Below are 26,739 nucleotides of genomic sequence, written 5' to 3'. Positions count from 1 at the left end.
CGGGAATCAGTGAGCTGCCGCGCCTCCGTGATGGGTATCGGCACGCTCGTGCATGCTGGGCTGCAGTGCGAGCATCCCAACAATCAGGGCCACGCCACCAGCGATCCAGGACGTCCATGCCGCACCCATGTGAGTTGTGTAGCCAACCAGCCACGGGGAAATAAACAACAGGGCTCCGAGGACCATCTGCACCCATTCAGCCACCGGCTGCCCGGGGCTCATCAGGTTCCAGATTCCCGATGCCATCAGTAGGACGCCGCAACCAATCATCATGACCATGGATCCGGATTCCTGAGTTGTCCACAGTGTTGACAGAGCAGCAACCAAGCCCGCGATCACGGCAACATAATCTTGCCAGCGATTCCACTTCTTCATCGATACCAACCTCCTTATCAGTTGGCTCCCAGAGTGGGGGTCACTACAAATATACGTCCGTGGACTCGCCGGAACCAGAGCCTCAAGGTTGCAATGCATGTGCCATTCCCCAGCGCGGATTAAGGCACCACGCTGCGCCACTCCAGGCCCGCCCCTCCGCGACTTAGCCCAGAACCAGCGCCATGGCCGGATCAGCCATCATGGCACCCACATCCGCCAGGAAGCGCGATCCCTGCGCCCCGTCCACGAGCCTGTGGTCAAAGGAAAGGCTGAGGGTCATGACCTGCCGCAGGGCAATCCCCCCCTCGTGCTCCCACGGCACCCGGCGCACCGCACCAAGGGCCAAAATGCCAGCCTCGCCCGGGTTCAAGATGGGCGTACCGGCGTCGATCCCAAACACGCCAATGTTGGTAATGGAGAAGGTGCCACCCGCCAAATCCGAAGGCGGGGTCTTCCCATCCCGGGCCGTCTTCGCCAAGTCCCCCAACGCTACGGCGAGCGCGCGCAGCCCCAAATCCTGAACATCCTTGATGTTGGGCACCAGCAATCCGCGAGGCGTGGCTGCGGCAATACCCAGGTTGAGGTAGTTGTAGGTGACAACCTCCGCCCGCTCCTGATCCCACCGCGAGTTCAGCGCCGGTTGCCGCGAGAGCGCCAGGGTCACCGCTTTGGCTGCCAGCGTCAGCGGGGTGACCTTCACACCGTCGAACTCCTTGTGGGTGCGCAACTTGGCAAGGAAATCCATCCCAGCCGTGACATCAACTGTCAGGAATTCGGTAACATGCGGAGCTGTGAAGGCGCTCTCCACCATGGCCTGAGCCATGAATTTGCGGACTCCCTTAATGGGCGTGCGCACCTCTCGCTGGCTTTGCGCTGACGACGCCGCACCCGCCACCGGGCTCCCGGCACCTTGCGTGTGGTCCCCGACAAAGGCGACCACGTCCTCGCGGGTGATCAGCCCTCGCTCCCCCGTGCCCGTCAGTGATTCCAGCTCAATTCCCAGATCCCGCGCCAGTTTGCGCACCGGCGGCGTGGACCTGGGCCGATCCGGCTGCATCCGGACGTCAGGGGCGTCCTCCAGTTGCACGGGCCGCACGGGCGGAACAGACTGCACGGGAGCAGCGTGCTGCACTGTCGGAGCAGCATGAGCGGCCTGGGCGTCACTGATGGCCGAGCTGCCGGCACCAGCCGCTGCTCGAGCCCGCCGCGCGGGACGGGTAGAGGTTTCCGGATCTGCGCCGTAACCTACCAGCGTAGGTACCCGCTTGGGAGCTTGCTCTTCGGACGCGGTTCCCGTTGTAGGCGAAACTTGCGCACCTGCTGGAGCCGAGACCTCGAAGGCGATGATAACTTCGCCAACTTCCACCATGGTGCCGGGCTCGTGGGTGATGGCCGTGACCACGCCAGCGTAAGGCGAGGGTAGTTCCACCACTGCCTTGGCTGTTTCCACTTCGCCCAGAACCTGGTTCAGTGTCACGGTGTCACCCACACCCACCTGCCAGCTGACAATCTCGGATTCGGTGAGGCCCTCACCTAGGTCGGGGAGTTTGAATTCAGCGATCATGTTAGTCCTCCATGCCAGTCTGTGAGTTGGTGCGTCCCAAGGCGCGGTCAACGCCGTCGAGTATCCGGTCAAGGTCCGGGAGGTGGTGCTTTTCCAGCTTGGACGGCGGATACGGGATATCAAATCCGGTGACTCGCACCGGTGCGCTTTCTAGGTAGTTGAAGCACCGCTCCGTGACTGTCGCGGTAATTTCAGCCCCGAGTCCCATGGTTTTGCCAGCCTCATGAGCAATGACCAGCCGTCCTGTCCGCCGCACGGATTCGATCAGCGTTGGATAGTCAAGGGGTGAGAGCGAACGTAGATCGATGACTTCGATCGAGATGCCTTCATCGGCCGCAGCACTGGCAGCGTCCATGGCCGTCTTCACCAGTGGGCCGTAAGCAACTAGGGTGACATCGGTTCCGGCGCAGACTACGCGCGCGGACCCCATCTCGGGAGCGGCAGATAGCGGCGCAGCCAGATCCACCTCACCCTTGGTGTGGTAGCGGCGCTTGGGCTCAAAGTAGAGAACGGGGTCATCGCTGGCGATGGCCTGGCGCAGCATGGTGTAAGCGTCCTGGGGGCTGGAGGGGCTGATGACGCGCAGCCCCGACGTGTGCACAAAATAGGCCTCTGGTGATTCCGAGTGGTGCTCCGGGGAGCCAATGCCGCCGCCAAACGGTACACGGATGGTCAGTGGCATCCGCACTTGACCATGGGTGCGCATGTGTAGCTTGGCCACTTGGGAGACAATCTGATCGAATCCTGGGTAAATGAATCCGTCAAACTGGATCTCGCAGACGGGCCTGAAGCCTCGGTAGGCCAGGCCCACGGCGGTGCCAATGATGGCTGATTCTGCCAGCGGAGTATCGATGACGCGGTGAGAGCCAAAGTCCTTCATCAATCCGTCAGTGACACGGAAGACTCCTCCCAAGGTGCCAATGTCTTCCCCTAAAAGAACCACCTTGGGATCGTCTTCCATAGCCTTGCGAAGTCCGGCATTGATGGCCTGTGTCAGGCTCAGCTTGCTCATGATGCGCTCCCTTCGAAAGAGCTTAGGTACCGCCGGTACTCCTCGCGTTGGCGATCAAGCACGGGATGAGGGTCAACATAAACGTTTTCAAAGGCGCTCAGTGCTTCCGGGTCAGGAAGGTTGATGCAGCCGTCCCGTAGCTCGGCGGCCACAGCGTCAGCCTCCGCTGCGATCGCAGCCTCAGTTTCGGCGTCGAGCATTCCAGCGTTAAAGAGGTAGCTTCGCAGGCGCGTGAGCGGGTCCTTGGCGGCCCATTCCTCCAACTCGGTGACGCCGCGGTATCGGGTGGGGTCATCGGCGGTGGTGTGCGGGCCCATCCTGTAGGTGACAGCCTCGATAAAACTGGGGCCACCGCCGGTGCGGGCGCGGCGGGCGGCCCAACGGGTGGCGGCCAGAACGGCCAGGACATCGTTGCCGTCCACTTGCAGGCTGGGTATGCCGTAGCCGGAGGCACGGCTGGCCAGTGGCAGGTGCGATTGCAGGCCCACAGGCTCGGAGATGGCCCAGTGGTTGTTTTGGCAGAAGAAAATCACCGGCGCCTGGAAGCTGGCAGCGAAAACCAGGGATTCATGAACGTCACCCTGGCTCGTGGCGCCATCTCCCAAGTAGGCAATGGACAGGGATTCCTTGCCTTCCATGGCAATTCCCATGGCATACCCCGTAGCGTGCAGTGTCTGGGCTCCGATGATGATTTGCGGGGTGGCCATGTTGAATTCGTGCGGGTCCCAGCCGGTATTGGCGCTGCCACGCCAGGTGCTCATGATGCCGGCAAGGTTGGCGCCGCGGATATAGGCGACTCCGTTTTCCCGGTAGGTGGGGAAGATGAAATCTTCCGGATCAAGTGCGCGGACGGAACCAATCTGAGCTGCCTCCTGCCCCAACAACGGGGGCCACAGGGCAAGCTGTCCTTGACGTTGGAGAGCCGTGGCTTCAAAGTCGATGCGACGAATGACCAGCATGTCCCGGTACAAGCCACGCAGAGTTACATGGTCAACATCGCTGACAAACTCATCCAACAGCTCATCGCTGGTGCGTTCCCCCGTAGCCGTAATGAGGTGGTGCATATGCATGCCTGCAGGGACCGTGGTCCCATGGCGCGAATCATTCATGGCGCTCGCCTCCTTGCGTGCTGACCGGATAAATCCCTATGAGTGTGACCCTACTCACGTGCTACATCTGGTGCAATAACCAAGAAAATAATTGAGCATAGTGCCCAGCGCGCACTTGTCCAACCGTGCTAATCTGCGCACTATGCCTCATATTAATGAACTTGATGGAACAGACGCCCGGATCTTGCTGGCGCTGATACAGGATCCACGTCAAACCGTGGTTGCCATGGCCGCACACTTGGGACTCTCACGCAACACGGTCCAAGCCCGCATGGTGTCGCTGGAGAAGCGCCACGCATTCTTACCGTTTGACCACCGCATCAACGCGAGCACTTTGGGCTACCCGCTATCCGCGTTCATTTCGATCCATGTCCAACAGCAGAAACTGAGCGCTCTGGCGACCTCACTGGCAGCGATCCCGGAGGTAGTTGAAGCCCACGGTCTCAGTGGCCGCGCGGATCTCCTGATACGGGTGGTGTCTACGGGAGCCGAGGATCTGTTCCGCATCAACGGAAAGATCCTGGCCTGTGACGGTGTGGAACGGACCGAGACCTCACTGGCCATGCAGGAACTAGTCCCCTTCCGCATGACCCCACTGCTGGAGCGGGATCTGAAAAAATAGTCCACGCCCTCCCAATCCACGCCAGTCGCTGCTCCGAATTACTGGCACAGGTTCATCATGAGCCCGTATCAGGACCAGACGAATCGTCATCACGCTTCGTCTACGAAAAAGGAGTATTCATCATGCGCACTTCACCGAACAGGCTGCTAGCCACCGTCTTTGGCGCCGTTTATCTTTTGGTTGGAATCCTTGGATTCTTCGTCACCAGCGGCATCGGATTCTTTGCCACCGAAGGCCGGAATTTGATTGTTTTTGAGGTCAATCCGCTGCACAACGTGATTCACTTGGCCATTGGCGCCGCCCTTCTGTTCGCCGGGCTGGCCTCGACCAAGGCTGCCAAGACCATGAACTCCACCGTGGGTTCGGTGTACTTGCTGGTTGGAATAGTCGGGCTGTTCCTGCCTGGCACGGCCTTGAACATCATCGCCCTCAACGGCGCCGACAACGTGCTCCACCTGGGAAGCGCCATCGTGCTGCTCGCGGTAGGCCTCTCACAGGATCGCGTCACCTCCTCCACCGCGACTGCCTAACCATGAAAACCGCCGAGAATACCGCTGGGCACACCGCCGGGCATGAGCGAAGAGCAGCCGCCACGGTGCAGCAACGGAGCACTGAGGCTTCCGCCAATGAACCGGCATGGCTGTTCACGTGCGTGGCTCTGCTGGGAATCGCTGCCCTTTCGAGTGCGGCGGCGTCAAGTTTGCTACCCGGACTCAACGGAACTTCCGACGGCGTATCCTCCTCAGGCGGTAGCGGCACCATCGTGCTGGGGGTACTCGGCGTTTTCTCGGCCATCTATGGGCTGGCGGCCCTTGGCTATGGTCTTTGGGCATTGCGACACGGAAAGCTCCTCAGGGCTGACATTGTGCTTCTTGTCTTGTCACTCGCCGCGGGCGTCCATCTCATCGGCCTGCTGATGGGACTGTGGCGGATGCCCGCTGCGGAGCGGACCTTTGACGCAACGCTTGCCACGATGCTGGCTCTGGAACTCTCGGCAACAGCAGTATTGGGCTGGCAACGCAATGCGCCTCTGCGCAGGAGCGGCATCCAAGGAAACTCTCCAGGTAATGCTGCTTCGGCGGAGGGTGCGGCGGCAGCGACAACCAAGCCACGATCAGCGGCTGCCGTGGTGGGAACGCTTTTTGCTACATCGCTGTTCGTTGCGGCACTTACCACTGTTGGCATGGCCGCATCAACGGCAGGTGAGCTTGCCGTGCCCCACTCAGGCCACAGCGATTCGGGGCACAGCGATTCGGGCCACAGCGACCATGACAACAACGTGGTACCCGAGAATATCCAACGGTTGAAGGACCAGGGTCACCACCACTAAATGAACCCATCCAACCCGCCGCCAATGCCGCACCGGAACGCAAAAGGCCCCGTCCGCCGTCGTAATTATGACGGTAAACGGGGCCTTGACGCGTACTAGACCTTTTAGTGGTCGGAGGCCTTCTCGGCTCCAACGCCGGTGAGTGAACGGACGTCCATCTCAGCCTGTATGCGCGGATCCTCGGAGTTCTTATCCAACACAGTGCCCAACCAGCCCAGGAAGAAGGCGAGCGGGATGGAGATGATACCGGGGTTGGCCAGCGGGAACCAGGAGAAGTCGGCGCCGGGGATCATGGCCTTCTCGTTGCCGGAAACCACCGGGGAGAATGCGATCAGCAGGATGGCCGAGGCCAGACCGCCGTACATGCTCCACAGGGCACCCTGCGTGGTGAACTTCTTCCAGAACAGCGAGTAAATGATGGTAGGCAGGTTGGCAGAGGCAGCAATGGCGAAGGCCAGCGCTACCAGGAACGCAATGTTCTGACCGTTGGCCAAGATGCCGCCGCCAATGGCGACCAAGCCAATCACAATGACAGTGCGTCGGGCTACCTTGACCTCCATCTCCGGCTTGGGATCACCCTTGACGATAACGTTGGAGTAGATATCGTGAGCGAAGGATGCTGCTGCCGTGATGGTCAACCCGGCCACCACTGCAAGGATCGTGGCGAAAGCAACGGCGGAGATGAAACCAAGCAGGATCGGACCGCCAATAACGAATGCCAATAGCGGAGCCGCAGCATTGACGCCGCCGGGAGCGGACAGGATTGCTTCCTTGCCGATGAGTGCACCAGCGCCATAACCCAGAACCAGGGTGAAGACGTAGAACCCGCCGATGAGCCAGATGGCCCAAACAACAGACTTGCGAGCCTCCTTGGCAGTGGGGACAGTGTAGAAGCGCATCAGCACGTGCGGCAGAGCCGCGGTACCGAGCACCAATGCCAGCGCCAGTGAAACAAAGTCAAGCGGGGCCTTGCCGTACTGGGCGCCCGGGTTCAGCAGTGCCTCGCCAACGCCGCCTTCATTGATGGAGGTCTGCACTGCGGCATCCATGAGGGTGGAGAGGTTGAAGCCGTGCATGGCCAGCACAATGATGGTCATGATGCCAGCACCAATGATCAGCAGGAAGGCCTTGATGATCTGAACCCAGGTGGTGCCCTTCATGCCGCCGATGAGTACGTACACGATCATCAGGACGCCGACTACAGCGATGACAATGTTCTGACCTGCCTTGTTGGAGTTGTCCAAACCGAGCAGCAGCGAAACAAGGCCACCAGCACCGGCCATCTGGGCCAGCAGGTAGAAGAAGCACACCACCAGTGTGGTGGTCGCTGCAGCAATGCGGACGGGGCGTTGCTTCAGGCGGAAGGAGAGGACATCTGCCATGGTGAACTTGCCCGTGTTGCGCAACAGTTCAGCAACTAGCAGCAGTGCCACCAGCCAGGCCACAAGGAAGCCAATGGAGTAGAGGAAGCCGTCGTAACCGTTGACGGCGATGGCTCCTGTAATGCCCAAGAAGGATGCAGCGGAGAGGTAATCACCGGCAATGGCGGTGCCGTTCTGACCGCCGGAGAAGGACCGACCAGCGGCGTAGTAGTCTGCCGCTGTCTTGTTGTTGCGGCTGGCCCGGAACACGACAATCATGGTGATGGCAACGAAAGCAACGAAGATCAAAATGTTGATCCAGGAGTTTTCCTTGGTTTGCTCACTGAGCGTTTTTGCCATCGGCGCTGCGGCGGAAAGTGTTGAAGACAGGCTCATGAGCTAAACCTCTTCCTTAGTCATGCCGGCATCATCGATCTGCTTTTCCAGCCGGGTGCGAATGACTGCAGCTTGCGGATCGAGCTTGCGGTTGGCGTACGTGACATACCAAGTGGTGATGCCAAAGGTGGTGACGAACTGCAACAGGCCCATGATCAGGCCAATATTGAAGTTGCCCCAAACCTTGATGGACATGAAGTCATGGGCGTAGGCGGCCAGTAGAACGTAGGCGAAGTACCAAACTAAAAAGCCAATGGCTACGGGGAAGACAAAATTCCTATGGGACTTCTTGAGCGCCTTGAACTCTTCCGAGTTCTGTTCAGCGATGAAGTCCACGGGATTCTTCTTGCTTGCGTGGGCTGAATTACCCATCATTCCTCCTTGAGTGATGCGATCCCCTTTACTATGGAGTGCTGCAGGTCACATTCATGAGCACTTTGGGCCTTGCCGCGGTGAATGGCATTGTCGGTGCGCCGAACGGTGACTTGGCCGCTATTCTTTACAGCATGCCCACTCCCCTGCTGAGCGAATCCACCCTCTTGCTCATTACAGCCATCGCTGTCGTGGTGGCTGCCGCCGCCGTGGTGGCAGCTGTGGGCTTCCGGCTCTCAAGTTCGCACCGGGAACTTGGCACCGAGGCTGAGCACGCCACTTTTGCTGCGCTCCATTCAGCTGCCGCAGCCGGCGAACAGTTACGAGACGGACTTGAGCCTGCGGGCGCTCTGAAGGCGAGCAAGCAGCTGCGAACGCTGCTCAATTGTGCAGCATTTGCCATGACCGATGACGCCGCTCTCCTCGCGTGGGATGGCACCGGTGCCGCGGCCCGGCAACCCGAGTCCGACGTCGTCATGGGCATTGTGGCGAGAGCGCTCAGCAATGGCAGAACTCAGGTGGCTAACCTGGACCAGCCGCTGCGCAAAGCCCTTGGTCTGGCGCCGGATAGTGACCTGAAGGCGGCCGTCATTTGTCCGCTCAAGGTTGATTCCCGGGCCGTAGGGTGCGTCATGATCCTGTCAAAGTCACCCACTGCGGGTCTTGTACGCGCCACGAATGAGGTGGCGGCTTGGGTCTCAGCTCAGCTGGAATTGGTTGAGCTGAGTGCCTCGCGTACGTTGCTGGCGGAAGCGGAAGTACGTGCTCTTCGAGCCCAAATCAGCCCGCATTTCATCTACAACTCGCTCAACGCCATCGCCTCCTTTATCAACACCGATCCGCAGCGAGCAAGGGACCTGGTGGTGGAGTTCGCCGACTTTACCCGTTACTCGTTCCGCCGTCACGGGGACTTCACTACGCTGGCTGAAGAGCTCCGTTGCATTGACAGGTACCTGCTGCTGGAGAATGCCCGGTTCGGTGACCGGCTCCAGGTCAGCTTGCAGATTGCCCCCGAGGTCCTGAGCACGGTCATCCCGTTCCTGAGCCTGCAGCCGCTCGTGGAGAACGCGGTCCGGCATGGGCTCGAGGCCAAGGTGGGCAAGGGCTTGGTACAGATCAGTGCCAGGGATCTGGGCGCCTACACCGAGGTCACTATCGAGGACGACGGCGTGGGGATGGACCCCGAGCAACTGCGGCTCGTTTTGGCGGGGCGCCACGACGGGACGCACGTAGGACTGCGGAATGTGGACTCGCGCCTGCGCCAGGTCTACGGGGATGACCACGGACTCACCATCGACACCGGCGTTGGTCACGGCATGCTCATCACCATGACCGTACCGAAGAACCAACCAGGCAATGATGCCTAAGGCTTGACCGCTCCCGGGCTCGCGTCGCTCAGGCGGGCCCCTCGGAGGTTAGCGCCTTACGCCCTCCCACCGCTCCCGGGCTCGCGTCGGGCCCCTCGGAGGTTAGCGCCTTACGCCCTCCCCTAAACTCGCTTCTCCCCACCCGCCCCCACCGCTCGCAAGCTCGCCGCGGGCCCCTAGCGGGCGTGGGCCCACGTTTGGGGCCCCGCGGCCGTTAGGCTTAGCCCCATGATTAATGTCCTGGTCGCCGACGACGAGTTGCCCGCTGTGGAAGAGTTGGCGTTTCTTTTGGGTCGCGACCCGAGGGTAGGCACCATCCACCGGGCCATGAGCGGTGCCGCAGCATTGGCGCTGCTGGCAGTACATAGAGTTGACGCGGTGTTCCTGGACATTCACATGCCCGGGCTGTCAGGGTTGGAGTTGGCAGAGGTGATTGGCCGGGGAAGCAACCCGCCCGTCGTCGTGTTTGTCACGGCCGACGACGACCGGGCCCTGGAAGCCTTCGAACTGGCCGCCGTTGATTACCTCCTCAAGCCGCTGCGGACCGAACGGTTGACCCGCACAGTGGACCGAGTGGTGGAGCTGGTGGCCCACCCCTCAGTGGCTGCCGAAGACGTGGAGATGATCACCGTGGATCAAGGTGGTATCAGCCGGATCATCAGGCTCGACGAGGTGAAGTTTGTTCAGGCTCAGGGTGACTACGCCCGGTTGCACACCGCCGAGGCCAGCTACCTTATCCGTGTCCCGTTGACCGATTTGGAATTACGCTGGGCTGACTCTGGTTTTGTCCGCATTCACCGGTCGTATCTGGTGTGCATGGCGTTTGTTACCGCGTTGAAGCTCAGCGCTGCCAAACCAACAGTGTCTGTGGGCAACGCGGTCCTGCCGGTCAGCCGCAGGCACGTGCCAGTGCTGCGCGAACATTTGCAGGCCACCCGCGTGCGGCCGGCGCCGTGAACATCGGCCCCAGCCGCCCCCCGGCCCGGGGTCGCGTCAGGGTGGCAGCGCCGCGAACACAGGCCCGGCACGTCTTCGCCGAAACCAGCGTTTCACAAGAAGTTGCTGAACAAACCGCCGTGGGAGAGGTCATGGTACAGTCCTTGATCCGTTCCCAATTGCGGCTGGGGTTGGTGGTCACCGCCGGTTTCATGGCCTCACTCCTGGTGTGCTGGGCCTTGGTGCGCTGGGTTCCACTTTTCACCGATTGGCGAATTCTGGGCGTCCCCGCGCCATGGCTATTGCTCGGGGTAGGCGCGTATCCCATCATCGGCATTTGTGCCTGGCTGTATGTCAGGGCTGCCACGAAGAATGAAGATCAGTACCGGGACTTGGTGGAGGAAAAGTGAACCCGGCCATTGGGTATGCGGCACTGATAGTGGTCTCTGTGGTCACAGCTGTCATTGGCTTTTACGGACTTCGAGTCTCCCGCACCACCAGCGACTTCTACGTAGCCTCACGGACCGTCAAACCCTGGTGGAACGCATCAGCCATTGGCGGGGAGTACCTTTCAGCGGCAAGCTTTCTGGGCATCGCTGGCTTGATCGTCATCTCTGGAATCGATGCCTTGTGGTTCCCCATCGGCTACACCGCCGGCTACCTGATGCTGCTGTTCTTTGTGGCAGCACCTCTGCGCCGCTCCGGGGCGTACACCATCCCCGATTTCGCCGAGGCCAGGCTTGAATCCAGCACCGCCCGGTATGTCACCAGCATTCTGGTCGTCATAGTGGGCTGGTTTTACATAGTCCCGCAATTGCACGGGGCCGCTCTCACCATTCGCACCACCACAGGCCTGCCGTCGTGGGTGGGCGCGGGGGCTGTGGTGTTGGTGGTGGTTTTGACGGTGGTCACGGGCGGCATGCGGTCCATCACGTTTGTACAGGCCTTCCAGTACTGGCTCAAGCTCACTGCTTTGGCGGTCCCAATCATTTTCATCCTGTTGACGCTCAGTGGCGGTGGCAGCGGCCCCATCATCCCGGCCGGCACCGAGCTGTTCCCGCCACCTGAAGCAATCGACGGCGGCTCGACGTATCGAACTCTTTCCTTGCTGATCGCGCTGCTCTTTGGCACGCTCGGCCTGCCTCATGTGCTGGTGCGGTTCTATACCAACCCCGACGGCGCAGCCGCCCGCCGCACCACCCTGATAGTTCTGGGGTTACTCTCGATTTTTTACATCTTCCCCACCATCTACGGAGTGTTGGGAAGGGTGTTCCTGCCTTCACTTGCAGAAGGTGGCTCTCCCGACGCAACGGTGCTTTTGCTGCCGGGCGCGCTGATTGGTGGCCTGGGCGGAGACTTACTCTCGGCCCTTGTGGTTGCCGGCGCCTTCGCCGCATTCCTGTCTACAACCTCGGGTTTGGTGGTCTCACTGGCAGGTGTCATCAGTCAGGACCTACTGGGCGGAAGCGTGAGGGGTTTCAGACTGGCAGCCGTCCTGGCCGCCGTGGTGCCTTTCGGTTTTGCCATGATGACCGATTCGCTGGCCCTGGCGGGCAGTGTGGGCCTTGTCTTTGCTTTCACGGCTTCAACCATCTGCCCCCTACTGTTGCTGGGGATATGGTGGCGCGGACTGACAGATGCCGGTGCGGTTGCCGGAATGCTCACGGGGGCGGTGCTATGCGGTGCCGCCATCCTGGCAGGCTCACGGATGGGCATGGACTCCCCGTGGCGCGATGTCCTGACGCAGCCCGCTGCATGGACAGTGCCGGCCGCCTTTATAGTCACTATTGTGGTCTCGAAGGCGACCAAGCACCGGCGCAGCGCATCGCTCTCACGGTTTATGACAAAACTACATGTGCCAGAGCGGCCTCTGGCACAGGAGAATCCCAGATCACAGGCCAGCTGAACGGCGTTGAGCCATTGCTATTTTCCGGGCACCGGGTCAATCGACGCCATAAGCTCCACTACGCGATCGAGGAATGCGTCGACCTGGCTCTCCTCGTAGCCCTCGCCACCATGTGCGGGGGCAAACACTGCACGGCGCACAACATCAACGCTGAGCTCGCCGTTGTCTTCAATGTAGACAAGAAGTTCGCGGCACAGCAGATCCACGTCTTCAACACTGTAGCTTTGTGCGTTGCGCTTGGACGGGCGACGGAAACGCTCTCCGTCGGGACGGTGCAAGCGGGCGCGCAACACTGACGCTGTCTTGCCAATCTTCATCATCCAGGCTTTCTCGCCCTGGTCTGCGATCAGCAGTTCCTTTTCACGCAGCACAAACTCATCTTCGATCCGGTCCATGGCGGCGTCAACGGCCTGAGCACTGTAGCCGCCGCGGGCGGGATCAAAGGAGGCTGTTCGCACGTCGCGGCTGGTGATGGCCTTCCCATGAGTATCCGTGTTCAGGAAGTATGCGCGGGCGCGCTCCAAGAACACGTCCACTTGCTTGACGTTGTAGCCAACGTCCTTGGGACCCACCAGTTTGAACTTGGAGTTGGTCCGGGTTGTTTCTTCCACAGTCACAGTCATTCCTTGAATTTTTCTCGTCAGAGGTGCAACTCACGCTGCATGGCACAGGGTCCTAGCCTTAGAACTGGCCTAAAACAGTAAAGATCGCGTAAGCCACGGGAGCAGCAAACAAGATGGAGTCCAGCCGGTCCATAACTCCCCCATGGCCGGGCAGGAGGTTGCTCATGTCCTTGACGCCGAGTTCGCGCTTCACCATAGACTCGGCGAAGTCTCCTCCAGTTCCGGCAAAGACCATGCCGATGGCCAGGGCCAAGCCCACCCACCAGTGCTGGTCCAGAAGAAACACGGTTGCGGGAATGGCTACCAAGGTAGCTCCACCCAGCGACCCGGCAAATCCTTCCCAGGATTTTTTCGGACTAATTTTTGGTGCCATGGGATGTTTTCCAAACAACACACCCACCAAGTAACCAAAGGTATCGTTGGCAACCACCAGCAGAAGCATGATGATCACCTGAACCACGCCTGGGTTCACGTGGGCCAGATCCAGCGTCAATCCTACCGTTGGGCCGTCTTCCCCGCGCAGCATCAAGAAAACAAAGCTCAGCAGGAACGGTATCCACATCAAGGAGAAAACACCGGACAGGATGCTCTTGACGGCACCCGGCTCCGGATCCAAAGAACGCCACAAAACAGTGGCACCAGCGCTGGCAACGAGAGCGAATAGCAGCCCCTCAGAGCCGGCAAAATAAGCCGACGCTGGCATGGCCAAGGCTCCTACCATGACAGGTGTCAAGGGAGCCTTGATCCCTCGCCCGGCAATTGCTCGAGTAACTTCCCAGACACCAAGACACGCAAATACTGTGGCTACAACTACAAAAGCAACGGGGAAGAAAAGCATCGGACCAAGGACTACCACCAGCAAGAGAATACCAACGGTGATGGCCGCTGGAAGGTCCCGTCCAGCCTTGGGGGTTCGTGGCAGCTTCAGGGCTGTGGCACCAGCAGGCATTCCCGCGATGGGGGCCCCCGGAACAGGGATGACGGGAAGGCCCGTCACCTGGAATGCGGAGACCGGACCCGGTGCGGCACCTGCCATAGCAGGCACAAGCTCTTCAGGCGCCGCTGCTTCGGCGAGGCCAGCAGGAGTGTCATCGTCCAGAACAATATCCTGGACAGCACCCTTCTCCACCACGGACTCAACCGTGCTGGTCTCCGTGGCAGTTGCTGTTCCGTCATGAGCGGCACTGGGCGCGCCGTCATCTGTGCCGTTGTCTGCACCGTTGCCGGAGACAGTGTCCGTGTCGCTATCCTTGCTGGCCTGGGAAATTGCGGCTACTGCCGCTTCTTCCTGCTCTTGCGTTGTGGATGGCGTAGCGGGTTGTGCCTGCTTGGGCTTCTTTGGCGTCTCAGATTTCTCAGATGTCTGAGATATTTCAGACTTCTCAGCCTTCTCAGCCTTCTCAGATGAGTCAACGGTGGATTGCTCGGTGGCTGAGACATTGGTGCTGGCGCTGTCAGTGTTGGGCTCACCAGCATCCACAGTTTGAGCCGCTGCTGTCTCCGAGTCTGAGGCCCCGGTCTCGGAAGTCTCGGCGCCTGTGGCATCGACGCTGTCGGTGCCAGCGGCACCTTGGCGAGTGCCGCCGTCGTTCTTCTTGGGGCCTTTGCTCTTCTTAGGGCGCGCCGTAGCGTCCTCGGAAACGGGAGCCTTTGAATCAGTTGATTCCTGCACCGCTGCCACAGGGGCCAAGGGCACAGAAGACTCAGGCACGCTCTTTTTGGGCACGATGATGGGAATCATGCCAGTCAGTTCAGCTTGACGGCGTGCTTTCCGAGAAGGAAATTGATAGTCGGCTGGCGACGGAACCAGCTCGACGTCCGGATTTGACGCGGCCGGCTCCTTGTCGGAACCGGCCGGCGTGCGCTTTGGGTCCTTCATTAGACCTCGAGAAGCTCGACTTCCTTGCGCTTGAGCAACTCATCGATGTTCTCCGTGTGAGACTTGGTCAGCGCGTCCAATTCCTTCTCGGCACGATTGCCATCATCTTCGCCAGCGTCGCCATCCTTGACCAGCTTGTCCAGCTGCTCCTTGGCCTTGCGGCGGACGTTGCGGACGGAAATCTTGGCGTCCTCACCCTTGGTGCGCACAATCTTGACGTATTCCTTGCGGCGTTCCTGGGTCAGTTCCGGCATCATGATGCGGATGACGTTACCGTCATTGGACGGGTTCGCACCCACTTCAGAGGAGCTCAGGGCACGCTCAATGTCATGCATGGCCGTCTTGTCGAACGGCGTGATGAGCAAGGTGCGAGCCTCCGGAACAGCGAAGGAGGCGAGCTGCTGCAAGGGGGTTGGTGAACCGTAGTACTCAACCATGACCTTGTGGAACATGGCAGGGTTGGCCCGGCCGGTGCGAACCGCGGAGAATTCTTCCTTGGCTACCTCAACGGCCTTGTCCATCTTCTCTTCGGCTTCGAGCAAGGTATCTTCGATCACGCGTCTCTCCCTCAATAAGTGTCTCTACTACTTTCCGCGGCACATGCCCACGGCAATTCTGAAACCATCCTACCGTGACGGGCGCGCCGCAGCGCCCCGCCAGTCGGTAGGTCTGCCGGATATTTACGGGGTGACCCGGGTACCCAGTTCTTCACCGAGGATGGCGCGGGCTACATTGCCTTCGCCTTCCATGCCAAAGACCAGCATGTTCACGTTGTTGTCCTTGCACAGGCTGAACGCTGTCTGGTCCATGACGCGGATGTCACGGGCCATAGCCTCGTCGTAGCTGAGGCTGTCCAGCTTGACGGCGGTGGGGTCCTTTTTAGGGTCAGCGGTGTAGACGCCGTCAACACCATTCTTGGCCATGAGGACCTCGTCAGCGTGGACTTCCAGCGCACGCTGGGCAGCCACGGTGTCGGTGGAGAAGTACGGCAGACCGGCGCCAGCGCCGAAGATGACAACACGGCCCTTTTCCATGTGACGGATGGCACGCCGCGGGATGTAGGCTTCGGCAACCTGGCCCATGGTGATGGCGCTCTGGACACGGGTGTCCACGCCTGCCTGCTCGAGGAAGTCCTGCAGAGCCAGGCAGTTCATGACGGTGCCAAGCATGCCCATGTAGTCCGCGCGGGAGCGGTCCATACCGGAAGCGGAGAGTTCGGCGCCGCGGAAGAAGTTGCCGCCACCTACAACAATGGCCACCTCGACCTGGCCGACGGTGCTGGCGATCTGCTTGGCAATGCCGCGGATGGTATCGGGATCAACGCCGAGCTTGCCTGCGCCAAAGACCTCGCCGGAGAGCTTCAGCAACACACGACGGCGTTTGGTGACTCCCGCTGTAGGTGCTGCGCTACTCTGCTCTGTCTGCGAAATATTCGTGGTCATAGTGCCTTCCGTGGGTACAGATATTTGGCTGCTGGTGTTGGGGTGCTCTCGATACCAACTGCTACGTGCCATTGTGCTTGATGCTTGATGCTTGATGCAGGCTGCAATCGCGCCACGCCGGGCGGTACCGGCGCAGGAGGTGCGTCTAAGATCATATCCGATGCTTGGGCGCAAAGAAGGGGCAACCGCAGTTTGCGGCCACCCCTTCTTCGTCACATCCTTGTTATCGCACTAAAGGGTGCGGTTCACAATTGTGTAATTATGCTCCGACGCGGAAGCGTGCGAAGGCAACAGGCTTGACGCCAGCTTCGGACAGAACAGCGGCAACGCTCTTCTTGGAATCCTTAGCGAAGGGCTGGTCAACCAGAACGATTTCCTTGAAGAAGCCGGTCAAGCGGCCTTCAACGATCTTCGTCATAGCAGCTTCAGGCTTGCCTTCTGCCTGTGCGGTTTCTGCAGCGATGCGGCGTTCGCTTTCGACGACGTCAGCAGCAACTTCGTCGCGGGTCAGGAATGTCGGGGACATTGCAGCAATGTGCACGGCTACGTCGTGAGCGACTTCCTGGTTGTCACCGTCAATAGCGAACAGCACGCCAACCTGGGCCGGGAGGTCCTTGGAAGTCTTGTGCAGGTAAGCGTCAACAGTTGCACCCTCAATGCGGGCCAGGCGGCGGATGGCAACCTTTTCGCCCAACAGTGCGCCGGCTGCAATGACAGCCTCAGACATGGGCTTGCCATCAACGTCAACAGCCAGCAGGGTCTCAACATCGGCTGCACCGGAGGCGACAGCCGTGGCCAGAACCGTGTTGGCAAATTCGATGAAGGGAGCAGCCTTGGCAACGAAGTCAGTTTCGCAAGCGACCTCAACCATGACACCAACGCCACCTTCAACAGCTGCGGCAACGAGGCCTTCAGCAGTTGAACGGCCTTCGCGCTTGGTGGCACCCTTGAGGCCCTTGATGCGGATGAGCTCCATGGCCTTGTCGGCGTCGCCGTTGGCCTCGTCGAGAGCCTTCTTGACGTCCATCATGCCTGCGCCCGTGCGCTCGCGCAGAGCCTTAATATCAGCGGCGGTGTAGTTCGCCATGTGAACCCCTCAGTGTAAATGTTTAAGTATGTAAATAAGCAGTAGGCCAGTTCTGGCAGGACCGCTGTGCCTTGTGAGCGGTGCGATCCTGCCAGCGTCTGATTCCTTGGGTGGCAACTTAGATGGATGAATCCATCAGGGCTACCGGGAAAAGATTCTTACTTCTCGGTTGCAGCTTCGGCGGGAGCCTCAACAGCAGCTTCAGCGGCCGGTGCTTCAACAGCAGCTTCAGCGGCGGGTGCCTCGAGGAGTTCGCGCTCCCACTCAGCCAACGGCTCAGCCGGTGCTTCGGTGTTGCCGGTTGCCTTGTTGTTACGGGCGATCAGGCCTTCTGCAACAGCATCGGCGATGACGCGGGTCAACAGTGCAACGGAGCGGATGGCGTCGTCGTTACCCGGGATCGGGAAATCAACTTCGTCAGGGTTGCAGTTGGTGTCCAAGATGGCAACAACGGGGATCTTCAGCTTGTGAGCCTCGTCGATGGCGAGGTGTTCCTTCGGGGTGTCAACAACCCAGAGCACGGACGGTGCCTTGGTCAGGTTGCGGATACCACCGAGGTTAGTCTGCAGCTTGGTGAGTTCACGCTTGAGGAGCAAGAGCTCCTTCTTGGTGTGACCCGAGGAAGCAACATCTTCGAAGTTGATCTCTTCGAGTTCCTTCATGCGAGCAATACGCTTGGAAACCGTCTGGAAGTTGGTGAGCATACCGCCCAACCAGCGCTGGTTTACGTAAGGCATGCCAACACGAGTGGCCTGCTCTGCGATGGCTTCCTGAGCCTGCTTCTTGGTACCGACGAAGAGTACGGTTCCGCCGTGTGCAACGGTGGACTTCGTGAACTCGTATGCGCGGTCAATGAAAGACAGTGACTGCTGCAGGTCGATGATGTAGATGCCGTTGCGCTCCGTCAGGATGAATCGCTTCATCTTCGGGTTCCAACGACGGGTCTGGTGTCCAAAGTGGACGCCGCTGTCAAGCAGCTGGCGCATTGTTACGACGGGCATGCCGACGCTCCTTTTTGATAATTTACGGTTATTTAGCCTTGGTTCCAGCGGTTTCCCGAACTGGTTCCTTGCTCCTGGCACCCATCGTGCATTCCATGAACCACCGTGAGGTGGACCGTATGGGCACAATCCATCAGCAGGATCCAAGATCACTCTTAGGATGCTCATCAGGGTGGGGTGCGCGTAGTCAGCGCACAAATAGCACACTGCTCTGTCAATGTTACTACAGTGGGCCCGCGCTGACGTACCAAGCTCAGTCCCCCACAGCCTGTACTTTGCGGCCCACTGCCCACATTTGGCAGCTGTCCTCTCGCGATTACCCCACTGTGGGATCAGGCTAAATGGATGAACATCACTTTCGGCCGGCTTTCACTGCTTCTCTCAGCACTGCTAGGCCTGATCTTTTCGCCTGGATCCGCTCTGGTCTCCCCCGCGGTTTCTGCCGCAACTATTTCACGTACGACGTCGGCCGCTCCACTCCCAGCTTCCCTCGCCTGGGGGTGGCCACTGGCGGGCAAACCCGCGGTGACGCGTGCTTTTGACCCACCGGAGGAGACCTGGCTCAGTGGGCACCGGGGAGTGGATTTGGCCGCTCCTCAGGGCGCCGCCGCGCTGGCGCCAACATCCGGGGTGGTGGCCTTCTCCGGCGTCGTCGTAAATAGAGCAGTCTTGACCATCGCCGTGGACAATGGTTTGCGGCTGAGCTTCGAGCCAGTGCTTTCACCGCTCAAAGCCGGCGACACGGTGGTTCGAGGGCAGCAGATTGGCACGGTGAAGGGGCCAACGCATTGCGACGGTTCCGCGACGCCCTCGTGTCTGCACTGGGGCGTGCGGGATGGGGATGACTACCTCAATCCCCTGCAGTTCATCCTCGATCTGCGCCCATCGGTGCTGCTGTCGCTGGTGGACTGAATGATCCATGGACTGACGTTCTCCGGACTGCCCGTGAACGCGAACTTCCTAAGCGCCTCAAGCGACGCGGTTCCCTATGCGCTGGATTGCAGACGAGTCTGGCGCCAGTTGTGCACTGGCGCCAGACTCGTCTTGGGATTCTCGCATAAGCGTTGTTGCGGGACTAGACGATGGCGGAGATTCCCGTGATGGCGCGTCCTGCAACGAGGGTGTTGATCTCGTAGGTGCCTTCGTAGGAGTAGATGGCCTCGGAGTCTGCGAAAATCTTGGCAATTTCGTAGTCCGTGACTATGCCGTTGCCACCGAAGAGGCTGCGTCCCATGGCTACCGTCTCGCGCATCCTGGCCGTGGTGAACGCCTTGGCCAGTGCAGACTGTTCGTCCTTTGCCAGACCAAGATCTTCCAGCTGTGACAGCCTGACCATCATGCTGGTGGAAGCAACCGTGTTGCCCAGCATTTTGACCAGCTGATCCTGCACCATCTGGAAGGAAGCGATGGGTCGGCCAAACTGTTCGCGTTCGATGGCATAGCGGCGGGTGACATCGAAGGCTGCCATCTGCTGTCCCACAGCCTGCCACGCGACAGCGAGGCGAGTGACCTTCAGAACCTTGTTGGTGTCACGGAAGCTGTTGCCACCGGCCAGCTTGTGACTGTGCGGGACCACTACGTTCTCCAGCACAATGTCGGCGTTCTGGACGGTACGCAATGCAGTCTTGTTTTCAATCTTGGTAGCGCTGTAGCCCTTGAGCGTGGTGTCCACCATGAAGGCCTTGACCTGGTTATCCGCGACGTCGCGAGCGTAAATAACTACCCAGTCGGAGAACGTGGCATTGCCGATCCAGCGCTTGGCGCCGTTGAGGATCCAGTTATCGCCGTCTCGCACAGCGGTGGTTCGGGTTCCACCAGCTACATCGGAGCCACCAAGAGGTTCAGTCAGTCCGAACGCACCAATCTTCTTCAGAGAGTAAATATCCGGTAGCCACGCGGCCTTCTGCTCTTCGGATGCCAGCGCTTCAATGGAGCCGGTGAACAACCCGTCATGGACACCCATGAACGTGGCAATGGAGGCGTCGGCGCGCGTGAATTCCGCGTGGGCAAGTCCAGCGAAGAGGTTCGAGTAGCCCTGGCGGTGGACAGGGCTCATGATGTCCAGCTCGGCCAGCTTGGGGATGATCTCCATCGGGAATTCGCCACGGTTCCAGCAATCCGTGGCAATCGGCTTGACTTCCTTGGCTAGGAAATCGCGGATTTCCTGCAGACGCGCGCGCTCTTTCTCGGAGAGCATCTGCTCAAATCCATAGAAGTCGCCATCAGCATAGGGGAGGTTGTTAATATCTACTGCAGCCTTGGGCACGGAAATTCCTTCGCTTGTACTCTTTGTTAAACCATCAGCTGTTCGGCCGAAAGCCAAATATGTTACTCACCAGTAACTTACAGCAAGAGGTGTGGCGCAGGCAACACGAAGACAAGGTAGCTACGGAGCCTCCTACCCGAACGATCACTATAAATAGTCAAGCCGCAGGCCTGGAATCCCCCAAGGGCATCTTGACCTGCGGCGGAAGCACCAATCCAGTTAAGGTCTGTTTTTGAGGGCTTCCGATATGCGTTTCAGGTATCCGATGATGACCATCAGGAGTCCACCAATGGTGAGCGTCAGAGTTGCGGCCAGCCCGCTGCCACTCCCAGCGGTGGCGAATGCAAGAACGAATCCAATAATTGCTGCAATGGTTCCCCAACCGATGATGGCATCACCTGCCATCTTGGCGGCTTTAGTTTTTGTCTTTGGAATAGTCATGCGATGAGTCAACCACGGTGGAACGGCATTCGCGGAAGCCAAGTTGTCGGACGTGATTCACCCCCTGAACATCCAAAACAAAAGTGCCCCTGAACTGCGTTTCCGCAGTTCAGGGGCACTTTACATGTAGGGCCACTCGGACTTGAACCGAGGACCTTAGGATTATGAGTCCCGCGCTCTAACCAGCTGAGCTATGGCCCCATGCAGGGCACCTCATCCTTGCCAACTTTGCAGTAGAAGGAAAAAGCACTCCTACGATCTTAGGGGATCACGAGCTAAACCGCATGATCCTCGTAGCTTCCGCCACGATAAATGTCCTCGAAGGTGTCCAGAGTCTTGGTCAGCCCATGGCGGGCCACCATTGAGTGACTCGCCGCACCCATCGCAGCACGGTCCTCAGGTGACAGACGCATGATGGTGGTGATCTTTTCCTTCAGGTCATCACTATCGTTTGGCTTGAACAAGTAGCCGTTGACACCATCTTCAACCAAGTGCGGCAGAGCCATGGCGTTAGCCAGGACCACAGGAGTCGAAGCACTCATGGCTTCCAACGTGACCAGTGACTGCAGTTCTGCGGTGCCCGGCATGACGAACAGATCTGCCTTGAGGTAAACCTCGCGCAATTCTTCATCGCTGATCAGACCCGTGAAGCTCACCCGTGAGGTAAGCCCCAACTTCTCGGCCTGGGCCTTGAGCGCGTTCTTGACCTCGCCGCCACCCACAACCACCAGGTGCAGGTTCAGGTCAGCAGGTGTCTTGGAAATCGCGTCTATAAGCACATCAATATGCTTCTCTTGCGCCAGACGGCCCACGAAGGCGACTGTCGGATACGGGTTGCGTGGAGCTACTTCGCCCTCAGCCAGCTCGTAGTTTCCCGAATCAATGCCGTTGGAAAGCGGCAAAACCTTACGCAGGAATGCATGTTCATGCATGGCCTTTGCGGCAAGGGGCGTGGGCGTGGTGACGACATCGGCCTTGCTCATGACCTTGCCCATATCACGCCAGGAGACACGGCCAACGATGTTCTTGAACCACTGTGGGAACGGCAGGAACGGGTTCAAGTTCTCGGGCATAAAATGGTTCGTAGCCACAATGCGGATGCCGCGGCGCTGCGCCTCGGATACAACGCGGCCGCCAATCATGTAGTGGCTTTGCACATGCACGACATCAGGCTTGATGACGTCGAAGAGGGCCACAATGTCCTTCTTGATCTCCCAGCCCAGGCAAATTCGGAAGTATTCGTTAGTGGGAACCGAACGCGAGCGGAGCCTGTGTACGGTTGCCTCGGAACGCTCTTCCTTAAACATGGGGCCACTGTCGGCGCGGCATGCCATCACGTGCACCTTGTGCCCACGGGCCTTCATCCCTGTCGCCAAGCGGAAGCAGAACTGTGCTGCCCCGTTGATGTGGGGCGGATAAGTATCTGCCGCAATCAAAATGGTTAGCGGCTTTTGGGCGCTATCACTCGTGGTTGATGACACGGATAAAACTCCTGGTGGATTCATAACTGGCCCACGGGCTGGACCTTGTTTACATTGCTATTTCTTTGCAGCTCGACGCCGCTTCACCACATCCGGGTGGTGTCTTGACAACGCTATGACCCCAACGATAGCAAGGATAGCGGCCCCAGCCATGGCAATCGCCAGCACGGCGGGCACATCGTCGCGAAGCTCACCCAAAATGGCAATTCCAATGGCAATACCCACAATCGGGTCAATGACAGTCAACCCGGCGATCACCAAATCAGGCGGGCCGTTGGAGTAGGCGCTTTGTACAAACCAACTGCCCAGTCCCCCAGCCGCTGCAATGGCAATCACTGAATACCACTGCACATTGAGGAGAAATAAGCCATTCGGATCAAAGATCTGTTTGGAGATGATGCGCGTCAAGACGGCGACAAAACCAAAAAGTACGCCGGATCCAACGATGTAGAAAAAGGATTTCAGGCGGCGCTTGAACATGATGAAAGTGCCACCAAAAACGGTGACCACCACCGCCAGCAGCATCACAACCGTCAGTTCTTCAGAGGGCGTCACGTGGGTACTTTCCCGGACCGCGTTGACTGCCAGAAGGACGAACAGCGCACTGCCGGCAACACAGGCTGTGATGGAAACCACCGTGGCGCGGTTGAGCCTGATCCCCTCATCGCGTGAATTTACAATCGTGGTGATGACCAGAGCGATCGCCCCGATAGGCTGCACTACTGTCAAGGTCCCGAGCGTCAAGGCCACCACGTTCAAAGCCATGCCAACACCCAGCAGGACAAGTCCCAACACCCAGCGCGGGTTGGTGAGTAGGCGCAAGAAGCCGGAGCCACCAAGTGCCAGTCCGCCAGTATTGTTCTTCACTGCACTGCCTTGGCGTTGTGCACCGAAGGCCAGGAAGAAGGCCCCAGCCACGGCGCACAATACCGCCACCCACATCATGGCTTGCCTCGCTGTGGAGCACCACGGCCTGATTTAGCAGACCCAGCCTGATCAGACCCGGCAGGCATATGCAGGTCTCGGTGCTTGGCCAGAACTACCACCATGTATTGAGTGAACGCAATCACATGCATGACCATGCCTGCGACAAGGATCACCCAGGCCGTCACGAACGTGAAATCAGAATCCAACGCCTTGGCCAGCAGCAACATGGGCGTGCCCACCATCAGCGCGGCGGTTCGGGTCTTGCCCAACATGGTGACCTTGAGATCAGCATCTCCGCGGAAGAAGTACAGCGTTACCGCCAGAAGCACGACGTCGGGAATCACCAAGAGCAGCAGGAGCCACAAGGGCAGGATGTCGGCCAGAACCAAGGTGATCGTAACCGCCACGAGGGCCACGCGATCCGCCAGCGGATCCATGATTCTGCCAAGCTGCGACGTTTGATTGAGCTTGCGGGCAACGTAACCGTCAATCCAGTCGGTACAGCCCATCATGGCCAAGACGAAGACGCCCCAGCCGTACTCCTGCTTAGACAGCACCAACCACACAAACAAGGGCGTGCCCAGGAACCGGATCACCGTAATGATGTTAGGAATCGTGACAATGGCATTGGACTTGTCAATGTTCGTGGCAGCACGCTCAGCCATTTCGGTCACCTCCCCCAGAGCCGTCACAGCGGGCTGCCTGAGCAGCTCCGGAAGTGCCGGTCCCCTGAATCGCCTTATTTTGGGTGCAGATTATTTCTTCAACAACTTTCGCAGCAAGAGCCCACATACCGTGGCCGACACGGCCAGAACCGTCAAAGGCTTCCACCGTTCCTTAGCCGTTTCCACTGCCTGACCTACCGCACCGGAGGCTGCCTGATTGATGGTTTCCCGTGCACGCGTTTTGGCGGAATCCATCAAATACGTGGCCTGCTTCTTCACGTCAGCCTCGGACACCAGGTCTTCACGCAAGCCCAATAAGTGTTCGCGACGTGCCGCAGTGCGTGCCAAGAGTTCGTTTTCGTTGGCCTTGGGGCCATGCTCGGCTTCCTTGGCAGCCCGTTCAGCCTTGGCCTTGGCTGCGGCAGCATCGGCTTCTGCGGCGGCCGCCTTCTTCTGTTCCTTGGTCAGTTCAACCCGGTCCAGGCTGGTCGGGTCAAAGTCCCGGCCTTCCTTAATTATGCCGATGTCATGGCGAATCCCGCGCCAGGCCTGCTGGGGCAGCAGCGGCAGCAAGGACTTGAACTTCTTGTAACCAATGAGACCGCTGATCCCCACAACCACCAGCAGGGCTGCACAAATAATTAGTGCCGATAGCCACAGCGGCACCACTGTAGCCAGGCCAGCGATGGCGGCGACTACTAGGGCAATGACTAGTAACACAGTAAATACCAAGGCCAGGGCTGCAAAGATTGCCACGCCGCTGACCTTGGATTTTTTGTGTTCCAGCTCCAGCTTGGCTAATGCAATTTCATCGTTGATTTGCCGTGGCAGCAACCGTGTTGCTGTCTTGGCTGCATCAAGCAGCACAGAACCGTTGTCCCTTCGGTTTTCGCCCGCCCCGATATGCAGCTCCTTGTGAGCATCCGTCACTGAGACCGCCTCCGTAGTGAGGGTCCGTGTTGACGGTGCAGACACCGGCACGAACCCGAATTCTTTGTAGCACCTCCACCGCGGTGGCACTACCTTAATGTCAAAATTACCATCCATCGCCCCTGCAGTGGGCCCCCTCCTGCCGTGGCACCGCTGCGGAATAGGAAAGCTTCCCATTGAGTTGCTCACATGGGAGTGGCCCTGATGCGAATTGGACCCTAGTTGCACCGTTTCACAGGGGCACTACATAATTCAGGAAGTGGCACTCTTTCACCACAAGACCTAAGCAACGCGAACACCCCCATTTTTGAGGATTCTTTACTTGACCACCACCGTTCACCCCGGCGATTCCTTATCCCGCCGCCAAAAGCTGATCTATATTCTCGTACTGGGACTGCTCACCGCTCTTGGCCCGTTCACGATTGACCTGTATCTCCCCGCATTTCCCATCATCGGCGAAGAGTTCGCCGTCAGTGCCACCGCTGTTCAGCTGACCCTGACGGCAACCACCATCGGCTTCGCGGCTGGCCAGCTGGTCGTAGGACCCTTCAGCGACAAGTTTGGTCGCCGGATGCCACTGATTCTGGCCACAGCACTGCATGTGCTGGCCTCCATCGGTGCCGCCATGTCCACTGATATCACCATGCTGGGCGTATTCCGTGTCCTGCAGGGTGTGGGTGCCGCCGGTGGCGGCGTTGTGGCAATGGCCATGGTCCGGGACCTCTTCGGCGGGTACCAGCTGGTCCGTATGCTTTCCCGCATGGCCTTGGTCAACGGCATGGCCCCCATCTTGGCGCCCGTGGTTGGCTCCCAACTCTTGGGCATCATGGACTGGCCAGGCATCTTCTGGTTCTTGGCCGGGTACGGCGCTCTGGTAGTAGTGGCAGCATCCGTGTTCATCATTGAGACCCTGCCTCCTGAAAAGCGGAAGTCCGACGGCGTGAGTGTCGCCGACCGCTATAAGGCTGTGTTCAGCGACAGAATCTTTGTCGGCACGCTCTTTGTGGGCGGATTGAACTTCGCGGCACTCTTTACGTATCTCTCTGCGTCAACATTCCTTTTCCAAAACACCTTTGGTTTCACGCCACAGCAATACGGGTATCTTTTTGCCGTGAACTCCATCGGAGTGGTGGTTGGCGTTCAAGTCGCTTCGAGGATCATGCGCCACACTGGCCCGCAGTGGGTCATTGCGTGGGCCACAGTGGCGCAGGTAGCCGCCGCTGCTGCCATGATTATTTGCGACCAACTAGGCCTTGGCCTGTGGGGCGTTATTGTGCCGTTGTGGTTCTTCATCTGCGCCACCGGGTTCATGTTCCCCTCCGTCCAGGTCTTGGGCTTGGCACGCAATGGCAAGCAAGCCGGAACTGCGGCTTCACTGCTCGGTGCCGCAACTTTTGGCTTCGCCGGCCTCATCACCCCAGTGGTTGGTTTCATGGGCGTCACCACGGCCACCCCCATGGCGATTGTCATGGGTGGCAGCATTCTGCTGGCCATGGCTGCACTGTGGTTCATTGTGCGTCCGCGGATGGTCCCGTCGATCTGAACCCGTACGCCAAGAACCGCAGTCCCTACCAAGGTTGGGGCTGCGGTTCTTTTCTTTGGCTGTGCGGGTCAACTAGCGCAGATTTTGAGGCCCGGGTAGTAACG

General features: G+C 59.3%; 27 protein-coding genes and 1 tRNA gene. 9 read left to right on the top strand and 19 right to left on the bottom strand.

Annotated elements, in window-relative coordinates:
- Positions 1-6: 6 nt before the first annotated feature.
- The 4 genes from CXQ93_RS03275 to pdhA form a co-directional block, all read right to left on the bottom strand.
- Positions 7-375 carry an SPW repeat protein gene (locus tag CXQ93_RS03275; RefSeq protein WP_104109008.1) on the bottom strand — a complete coding sequence of 123 codons (369 nt, stop codon included), beginning with the start codon at positions 373-375 and terminating at the stop codon, positions 7-9.
- Positions 376-538: 163 nt separating this feature from the next.
- The gene (locus CXQ93_RS03270; RefSeq protein WP_104109007.1) at positions 539-1,939 is read right to left on the bottom strand and encodes a dihydrolipoamide acetyltransferase family protein; all 1,401 of its coding nucleotides are present in this window, start codon (positions 1,937-1,939) and stop codon (positions 539-541) included.
- A gap of 1 nt (position 1,940) precedes the next feature.
- Entirely contained in the window at positions 1,941-2,951 is a 1,011-nt protein-coding gene (locus CXQ93_RS03265; protein ID WP_104109006.1) for an alpha-ketoacid dehydrogenase subunit beta, read from the bottom strand.
- On the bottom strand, positions 2,948-4,060 hold the full coding sequence (gene pdhA, locus CXQ93_RS03260) for a pyruvate dehydrogenase (acetyl-transferring) E1 component subunit alpha (RefSeq protein WP_104109005.1): 1,113 nt from the start codon (positions 4,058-4,060) through the stop codon (positions 2,948-2,950). Before pdhA ends, CXQ93_RS03265 begins: the two co-directional genes overlap by 4 nt.
- A gap of 151 nt (positions 4,061-4,211) precedes the next feature.
- Between pdhA and CXQ93_RS03255 the strand changes: the two genes are divergently transcribed.
- The 3 genes from CXQ93_RS03255 (at position 4,212) to CXQ93_RS03245 (ending at position 6,012) form a co-directional block, all read left to right on the top strand.
- Positions 4,212-4,682, top strand: coding sequence for an Lrp/AsnC family transcriptional regulator (locus CXQ93_RS03255; protein WP_104109203.1), 471 nt, complete (start codon positions 4,212-4,214; stop codon positions 4,680-4,682).
- A 122-nt stretch (positions 4,683-4,804) separates the two neighbouring features.
- On the top strand, positions 4,805-5,212 hold the full coding sequence (locus CXQ93_RS03250; RefSeq protein ID WP_104109004.1) for a DUF4383 domain-containing protein: 408 nt from the start codon (positions 4,805-4,807) through the stop codon (positions 5,210-5,212).
- A 2-nt stretch (positions 5,213-5,214) separates the two neighbouring features.
- On the top strand, positions 5,215-6,012 hold the full coding sequence (locus tag CXQ93_RS03245) for a hypothetical protein (RefSeq protein WP_104109003.1): 798 nt from the start codon (positions 5,215-5,217) through the stop codon (positions 6,010-6,012).
- Between the two features lie 104 nt (positions 6,013-6,116).
- Here CXQ93_RS03245 and CXQ93_RS03240 read toward each other — a convergent pair whose 3' ends face one another.
- A complete protein-coding gene (locus CXQ93_RS03240; RefSeq protein ID WP_218711868.1) occupies positions 6,117-7,733 on the bottom strand; it encodes a cation acetate symporter in 1,617 nt (538 codons plus the stop codon).
- Between the two features lie 39 nt (positions 7,734-7,772).
- On the bottom strand, positions 7,773-8,141 hold the full coding sequence (locus CXQ93_RS03235) for a DUF485 domain-containing protein (RefSeq protein WP_181036043.1): 369 nt from the start codon (positions 8,139-8,141) through the stop codon (positions 7,773-7,775).
- A gap of 149 nt (positions 8,142-8,290) precedes the next feature.
- Here CXQ93_RS03235 and CXQ93_RS03230 point away from each other — a divergent pair, with 149 nt between their 5' ends.
- The 4 genes from CXQ93_RS03230 (at position 8,291) to CXQ93_RS03215 (ending at position 12,350) form a co-directional block, all read left to right on the top strand.
- Entirely contained in the window at positions 8,291-9,508 is a 1,218-nt protein-coding gene (locus tag CXQ93_RS03230) for a sensor histidine kinase (RefSeq protein ID WP_374953385.1), read from the top strand.
- Between the two features lie 228 nt (positions 9,509-9,736).
- Positions 9,737-10,465, top strand: coding sequence for a LytTR family DNA-binding domain-containing protein (locus CXQ93_RS03225; protein ID WP_104109000.1), 729 nt, complete (start codon positions 9,737-9,739; stop codon positions 10,463-10,465).
- Between the two features lie 131 nt (positions 10,466-10,596).
- Positions 10,597-10,854, top strand: a complete 258-nt coding sequence (locus tag CXQ93_RS03220) for a hypothetical protein (protein WP_258068555.1) — start codon at positions 10,597-10,599, stop codon at positions 10,852-10,854.
- On the top strand, positions 10,851-12,350 hold the full coding sequence (locus CXQ93_RS03215) for a cation acetate symporter (RefSeq protein ID WP_104108999.1): 1,500 nt from the start codon (positions 10,851-10,853) through the stop codon (positions 12,348-12,350). The genes CXQ93_RS03220 and CXQ93_RS03215 overlap by 4 nt, the downstream gene beginning before the upstream one ends.
- A gap of 17 nt (positions 12,351-12,367) precedes the next feature.
- Here CXQ93_RS03215 and CXQ93_RS03210 read toward each other — a convergent pair whose 3' ends face one another.
- From CXQ93_RS03210 to rpsB, 6 genes are all read right to left on the bottom strand, one after another.
- The gene (locus tag CXQ93_RS03210; protein WP_104108998.1) at positions 12,368-12,973 is read right to left on the bottom strand and encodes a DivIVA domain-containing protein; all 606 of its coding nucleotides are present in this window, start codon (positions 12,971-12,973) and stop codon (positions 12,368-12,370) included.
- Positions 12,974-13,031: 58 nt separating this feature from the next.
- Complete coding sequence (locus tag CXQ93_RS21015) at positions 13,032-14,714, bottom strand: phosphatidate cytidylyltransferase (protein WP_258068554.1); 1,683 nt, start codon at positions 14,712-14,714, stop codon at positions 13,032-13,034.
- 137 nt (positions 14,715-14,851) lie between these two features.
- Positions 14,852-15,409, bottom strand: a complete 558-nt coding sequence (frr, locus tag CXQ93_RS03200; RefSeq protein WP_104108997.1) for a ribosome recycling factor — start codon at positions 15,407-15,409, stop codon at positions 14,852-14,854.
- Positions 15,410-15,532: 123 nt separating this feature from the next.
- A complete protein-coding gene (gene pyrH / locus CXQ93_RS03195) occupies positions 15,533-16,294 on the bottom strand; it encodes a UMP kinase (protein WP_181036029.1) in 762 nt (253 codons plus the stop codon).
- A gap of 259 nt (positions 16,295-16,553) precedes the next feature.
- On the bottom strand, positions 16,554-17,381 hold the full coding sequence (tsf, locus tag CXQ93_RS03190) for a translation elongation factor Ts (RefSeq protein WP_104108996.1): 828 nt from the start codon (positions 17,379-17,381) through the stop codon (positions 16,554-16,556).
- Positions 17,382-17,539: 158 nt separating this feature from the next.
- Positions 17,540-18,382, bottom strand: coding sequence for a 30S ribosomal protein S2 (gene rpsB, locus CXQ93_RS03185; RefSeq protein ID WP_104108995.1), 843 nt, complete (start codon positions 18,380-18,382; stop codon positions 17,540-17,542).
- A gap of 345 nt (positions 18,383-18,727) precedes the next feature.
- Between rpsB and CXQ93_RS03180 the strand changes: the two genes are divergently transcribed.
- Positions 18,728-19,294, top strand: coding sequence for a M23 family metallopeptidase (locus tag CXQ93_RS03180; RefSeq protein ID WP_104108994.1), 567 nt, complete (start codon positions 18,728-18,730; stop codon positions 19,292-19,294).
- A gap of 163 nt (positions 19,295-19,457) precedes the next feature.
- Here CXQ93_RS03180 and CXQ93_RS03175 read toward each other — a convergent pair whose 3' ends face one another.
- The 7 genes from CXQ93_RS03175 to CXQ93_RS03145 form a co-directional block, all read right to left on the bottom strand.
- A complete protein-coding gene (locus CXQ93_RS03175; RefSeq protein WP_104108993.1) occupies positions 19,458-20,648 on the bottom strand; it encodes an acyl-CoA dehydrogenase family protein in 1,191 nt (396 codons plus the stop codon).
- Between the two features lie 219 nt (positions 20,649-20,867).
- Complete coding sequence (locus CXQ93_RS03170) at positions 20,868-21,089, bottom strand: hypothetical protein (protein ID WP_104108992.1); 222 nt, start codon at positions 21,087-21,089, stop codon at positions 20,868-20,870.
- 127 nt (positions 21,090-21,216) lie between these two features.
- Positions 21,217-21,290 (bottom strand) — tRNA-Ile (locus tag CXQ93_RS03165).
- 74 nt (positions 21,291-21,364) lie between these two features.
- Positions 21,365-22,570: a glycosyltransferase gene (locus CXQ93_RS03160; protein WP_258068553.1), complete on the bottom strand. Its 1,206-nt coding sequence runs from the start codon at positions 22,568-22,570 to the stop codon at positions 21,365-21,367.
- Positions 22,571-22,627: 57 nt separating this feature from the next.
- On the bottom strand, positions 22,628-23,515 hold the full coding sequence (locus CXQ93_RS03155; RefSeq protein ID WP_104108990.1) for a DMT family transporter: 888 nt from the start codon (positions 23,513-23,515) through the stop codon (positions 22,628-22,630).
- Positions 23,512-24,162, bottom strand: a complete 651-nt coding sequence (locus CXQ93_RS03150; protein WP_104109198.1) for a CDP-alcohol phosphatidyltransferase family protein — start codon at positions 24,160-24,162, stop codon at positions 23,512-23,514. Before CXQ93_RS03150 ends, CXQ93_RS03155 begins: the two co-directional genes overlap by 4 nt.
- Positions 24,163-24,252: 90 nt before the next feature.
- Positions 24,253-25,092 (bottom strand): phage holin family protein, encoded by an 840-nt coding sequence (locus CXQ93_RS03145; RefSeq protein WP_258068552.1) that lies wholly within the window; start codon positions 25,090-25,092, stop codon positions 24,253-24,255.
- Positions 25,093-25,414: 322 nt separating this feature from the next.
- Here CXQ93_RS03145 and CXQ93_RS03140 point away from each other — a divergent pair, with 322 nt between their 5' ends.
- A complete protein-coding gene (locus CXQ93_RS03140) occupies positions 25,415-26,635 on the top strand; it encodes a multidrug effflux MFS transporter (protein WP_104108988.1) in 1,221 nt (406 codons plus the stop codon).
- Positions 26,636-26,739 lie beyond the last annotated feature (104 nt).

It is taken from the genome of Arthrobacter sp. N199823 (assembly GCF_002929705.1).
Classification (GTDB): Bacteria; Actinomycetota; Actinomycetes; order Actinomycetales; family Micrococcaceae; genus Specibacter.
Note: the sequence above shows the minus strand (reverse complement) of the source record. Positions and strands in the feature narration are given on the sequence as shown.

Coding starts and splice junctions, on each gene's coding strand:
- CXQ93_RS03245 (WP_104109003.1), top strand. CDS start 5,215: ATGAAAACCGCCGAGAATACCGCTGGGCACACCGCCGGGCATGAGCGA.
- CXQ93_RS21015 (WP_258068554.1), bottom strand. CDS start 14,714: ATGATTCCCATCATCGTGCCCAAAAAGAGCGTGCCTGAGTCTTCTGTG.
- tsf (WP_104108996.1), bottom strand. CDS start 17,381: ATGGCGAACTACACCGCCGCTGATATTAAGGCTCTGCGCGAGCGCACG.
- CXQ93_RS03250 (WP_104109004.1), top strand. CDS start 4,805: ATGCGCACTTCACCGAACAGGCTGCTAGCCACCGTCTTTGGCGCCGTT.
- CXQ93_RS03210 (WP_104108998.1), bottom strand. CDS start 12,973: ATGACTGTGACTGTGGAAGAAACAACCCGGACCAACTCCAAGTTCAAA.
- CXQ93_RS03225 (WP_104109000.1), top strand. CDS start 9,737: ATGATTAATGTCCTGGTCGCCGACGACGAGTTGCCCGCTGTGGAAGAG.
- CXQ93_RS03220 (WP_258068555.1), top strand. CDS start 10,597: ATGGTACAGTCCTTGATCCGTTCCCAATTGCGGCTGGGGTTGGTGGTC.
- pyrH (WP_181036029.1), bottom strand. CDS start 16,294: ATGACCACGAATATTTCGCAGACAGAGCAGAGTAGCGCAGCACCTACA.
- CXQ93_RS03270 (WP_104109007.1), bottom strand. CDS start 1,939: ATGATCGCTGAATTCAAACTCCCCGACCTAGGTGAGGGCCTCACCGAA.
- rpsB (WP_104108995.1), bottom strand. CDS start 18,382: ATGCCCGTCGTAACAATGCGCCAGCTGCTTGACAGCGGCGTCCACTTT.
- CXQ93_RS03275 (WP_104109008.1), bottom strand. CDS start 375: ATGAAGAAGTGGAATCGCTGGCAAGATTATGTTGCCGTGATCGCGGGC.
- CXQ93_RS03265 (WP_104109006.1), bottom strand. CDS start 2,951: ATGAGCAAGCTGAGCCTGACACAGGCCATCAATGCCGGACTTCGCAAG.
- CXQ93_RS03170 (WP_104108992.1), bottom strand. CDS start 21,089: ATGACTATTCCAAAGACAAAAACTAAAGCCGCCAAGATGGCAGGTGAT.
- CXQ93_RS03240 (WP_218711868.1), bottom strand. CDS start 7,733: ATGGCAAAAACGCTCAGTGAGCAAACCAAGGAAAACTCCTGGATCAAC.
- CXQ93_RS03235 (WP_181036043.1), bottom strand. CDS start 8,141: ATGGGTAATTCAGCCCACGCAAGCAAGAAGAATCCCGTGGACTTCATC.
- CXQ93_RS03180 (WP_104108994.1), top strand. CDS start 18,728: ATGAACATCACTTTCGGCCGGCTTTCACTGCTTCTCTCAGCACTGCTA.
- CXQ93_RS03150 (WP_104109198.1), bottom strand. CDS start 24,162: ATGGCTGAGCGTGCTGCCACGAACATTGACAAGTCCAATGCCATTGTC.
- pdhA (WP_104109005.1), bottom strand. CDS start 4,060: ATGAATGATTCGCGCCATGGGACCACGGTCCCTGCAGGCATGCATATG.
- CXQ93_RS03155 (WP_104108990.1), bottom strand. CDS start 23,515: ATGATGTGGGTGGCGGTATTGTGCGCCGTGGCTGGGGCCTTCTTCCTG.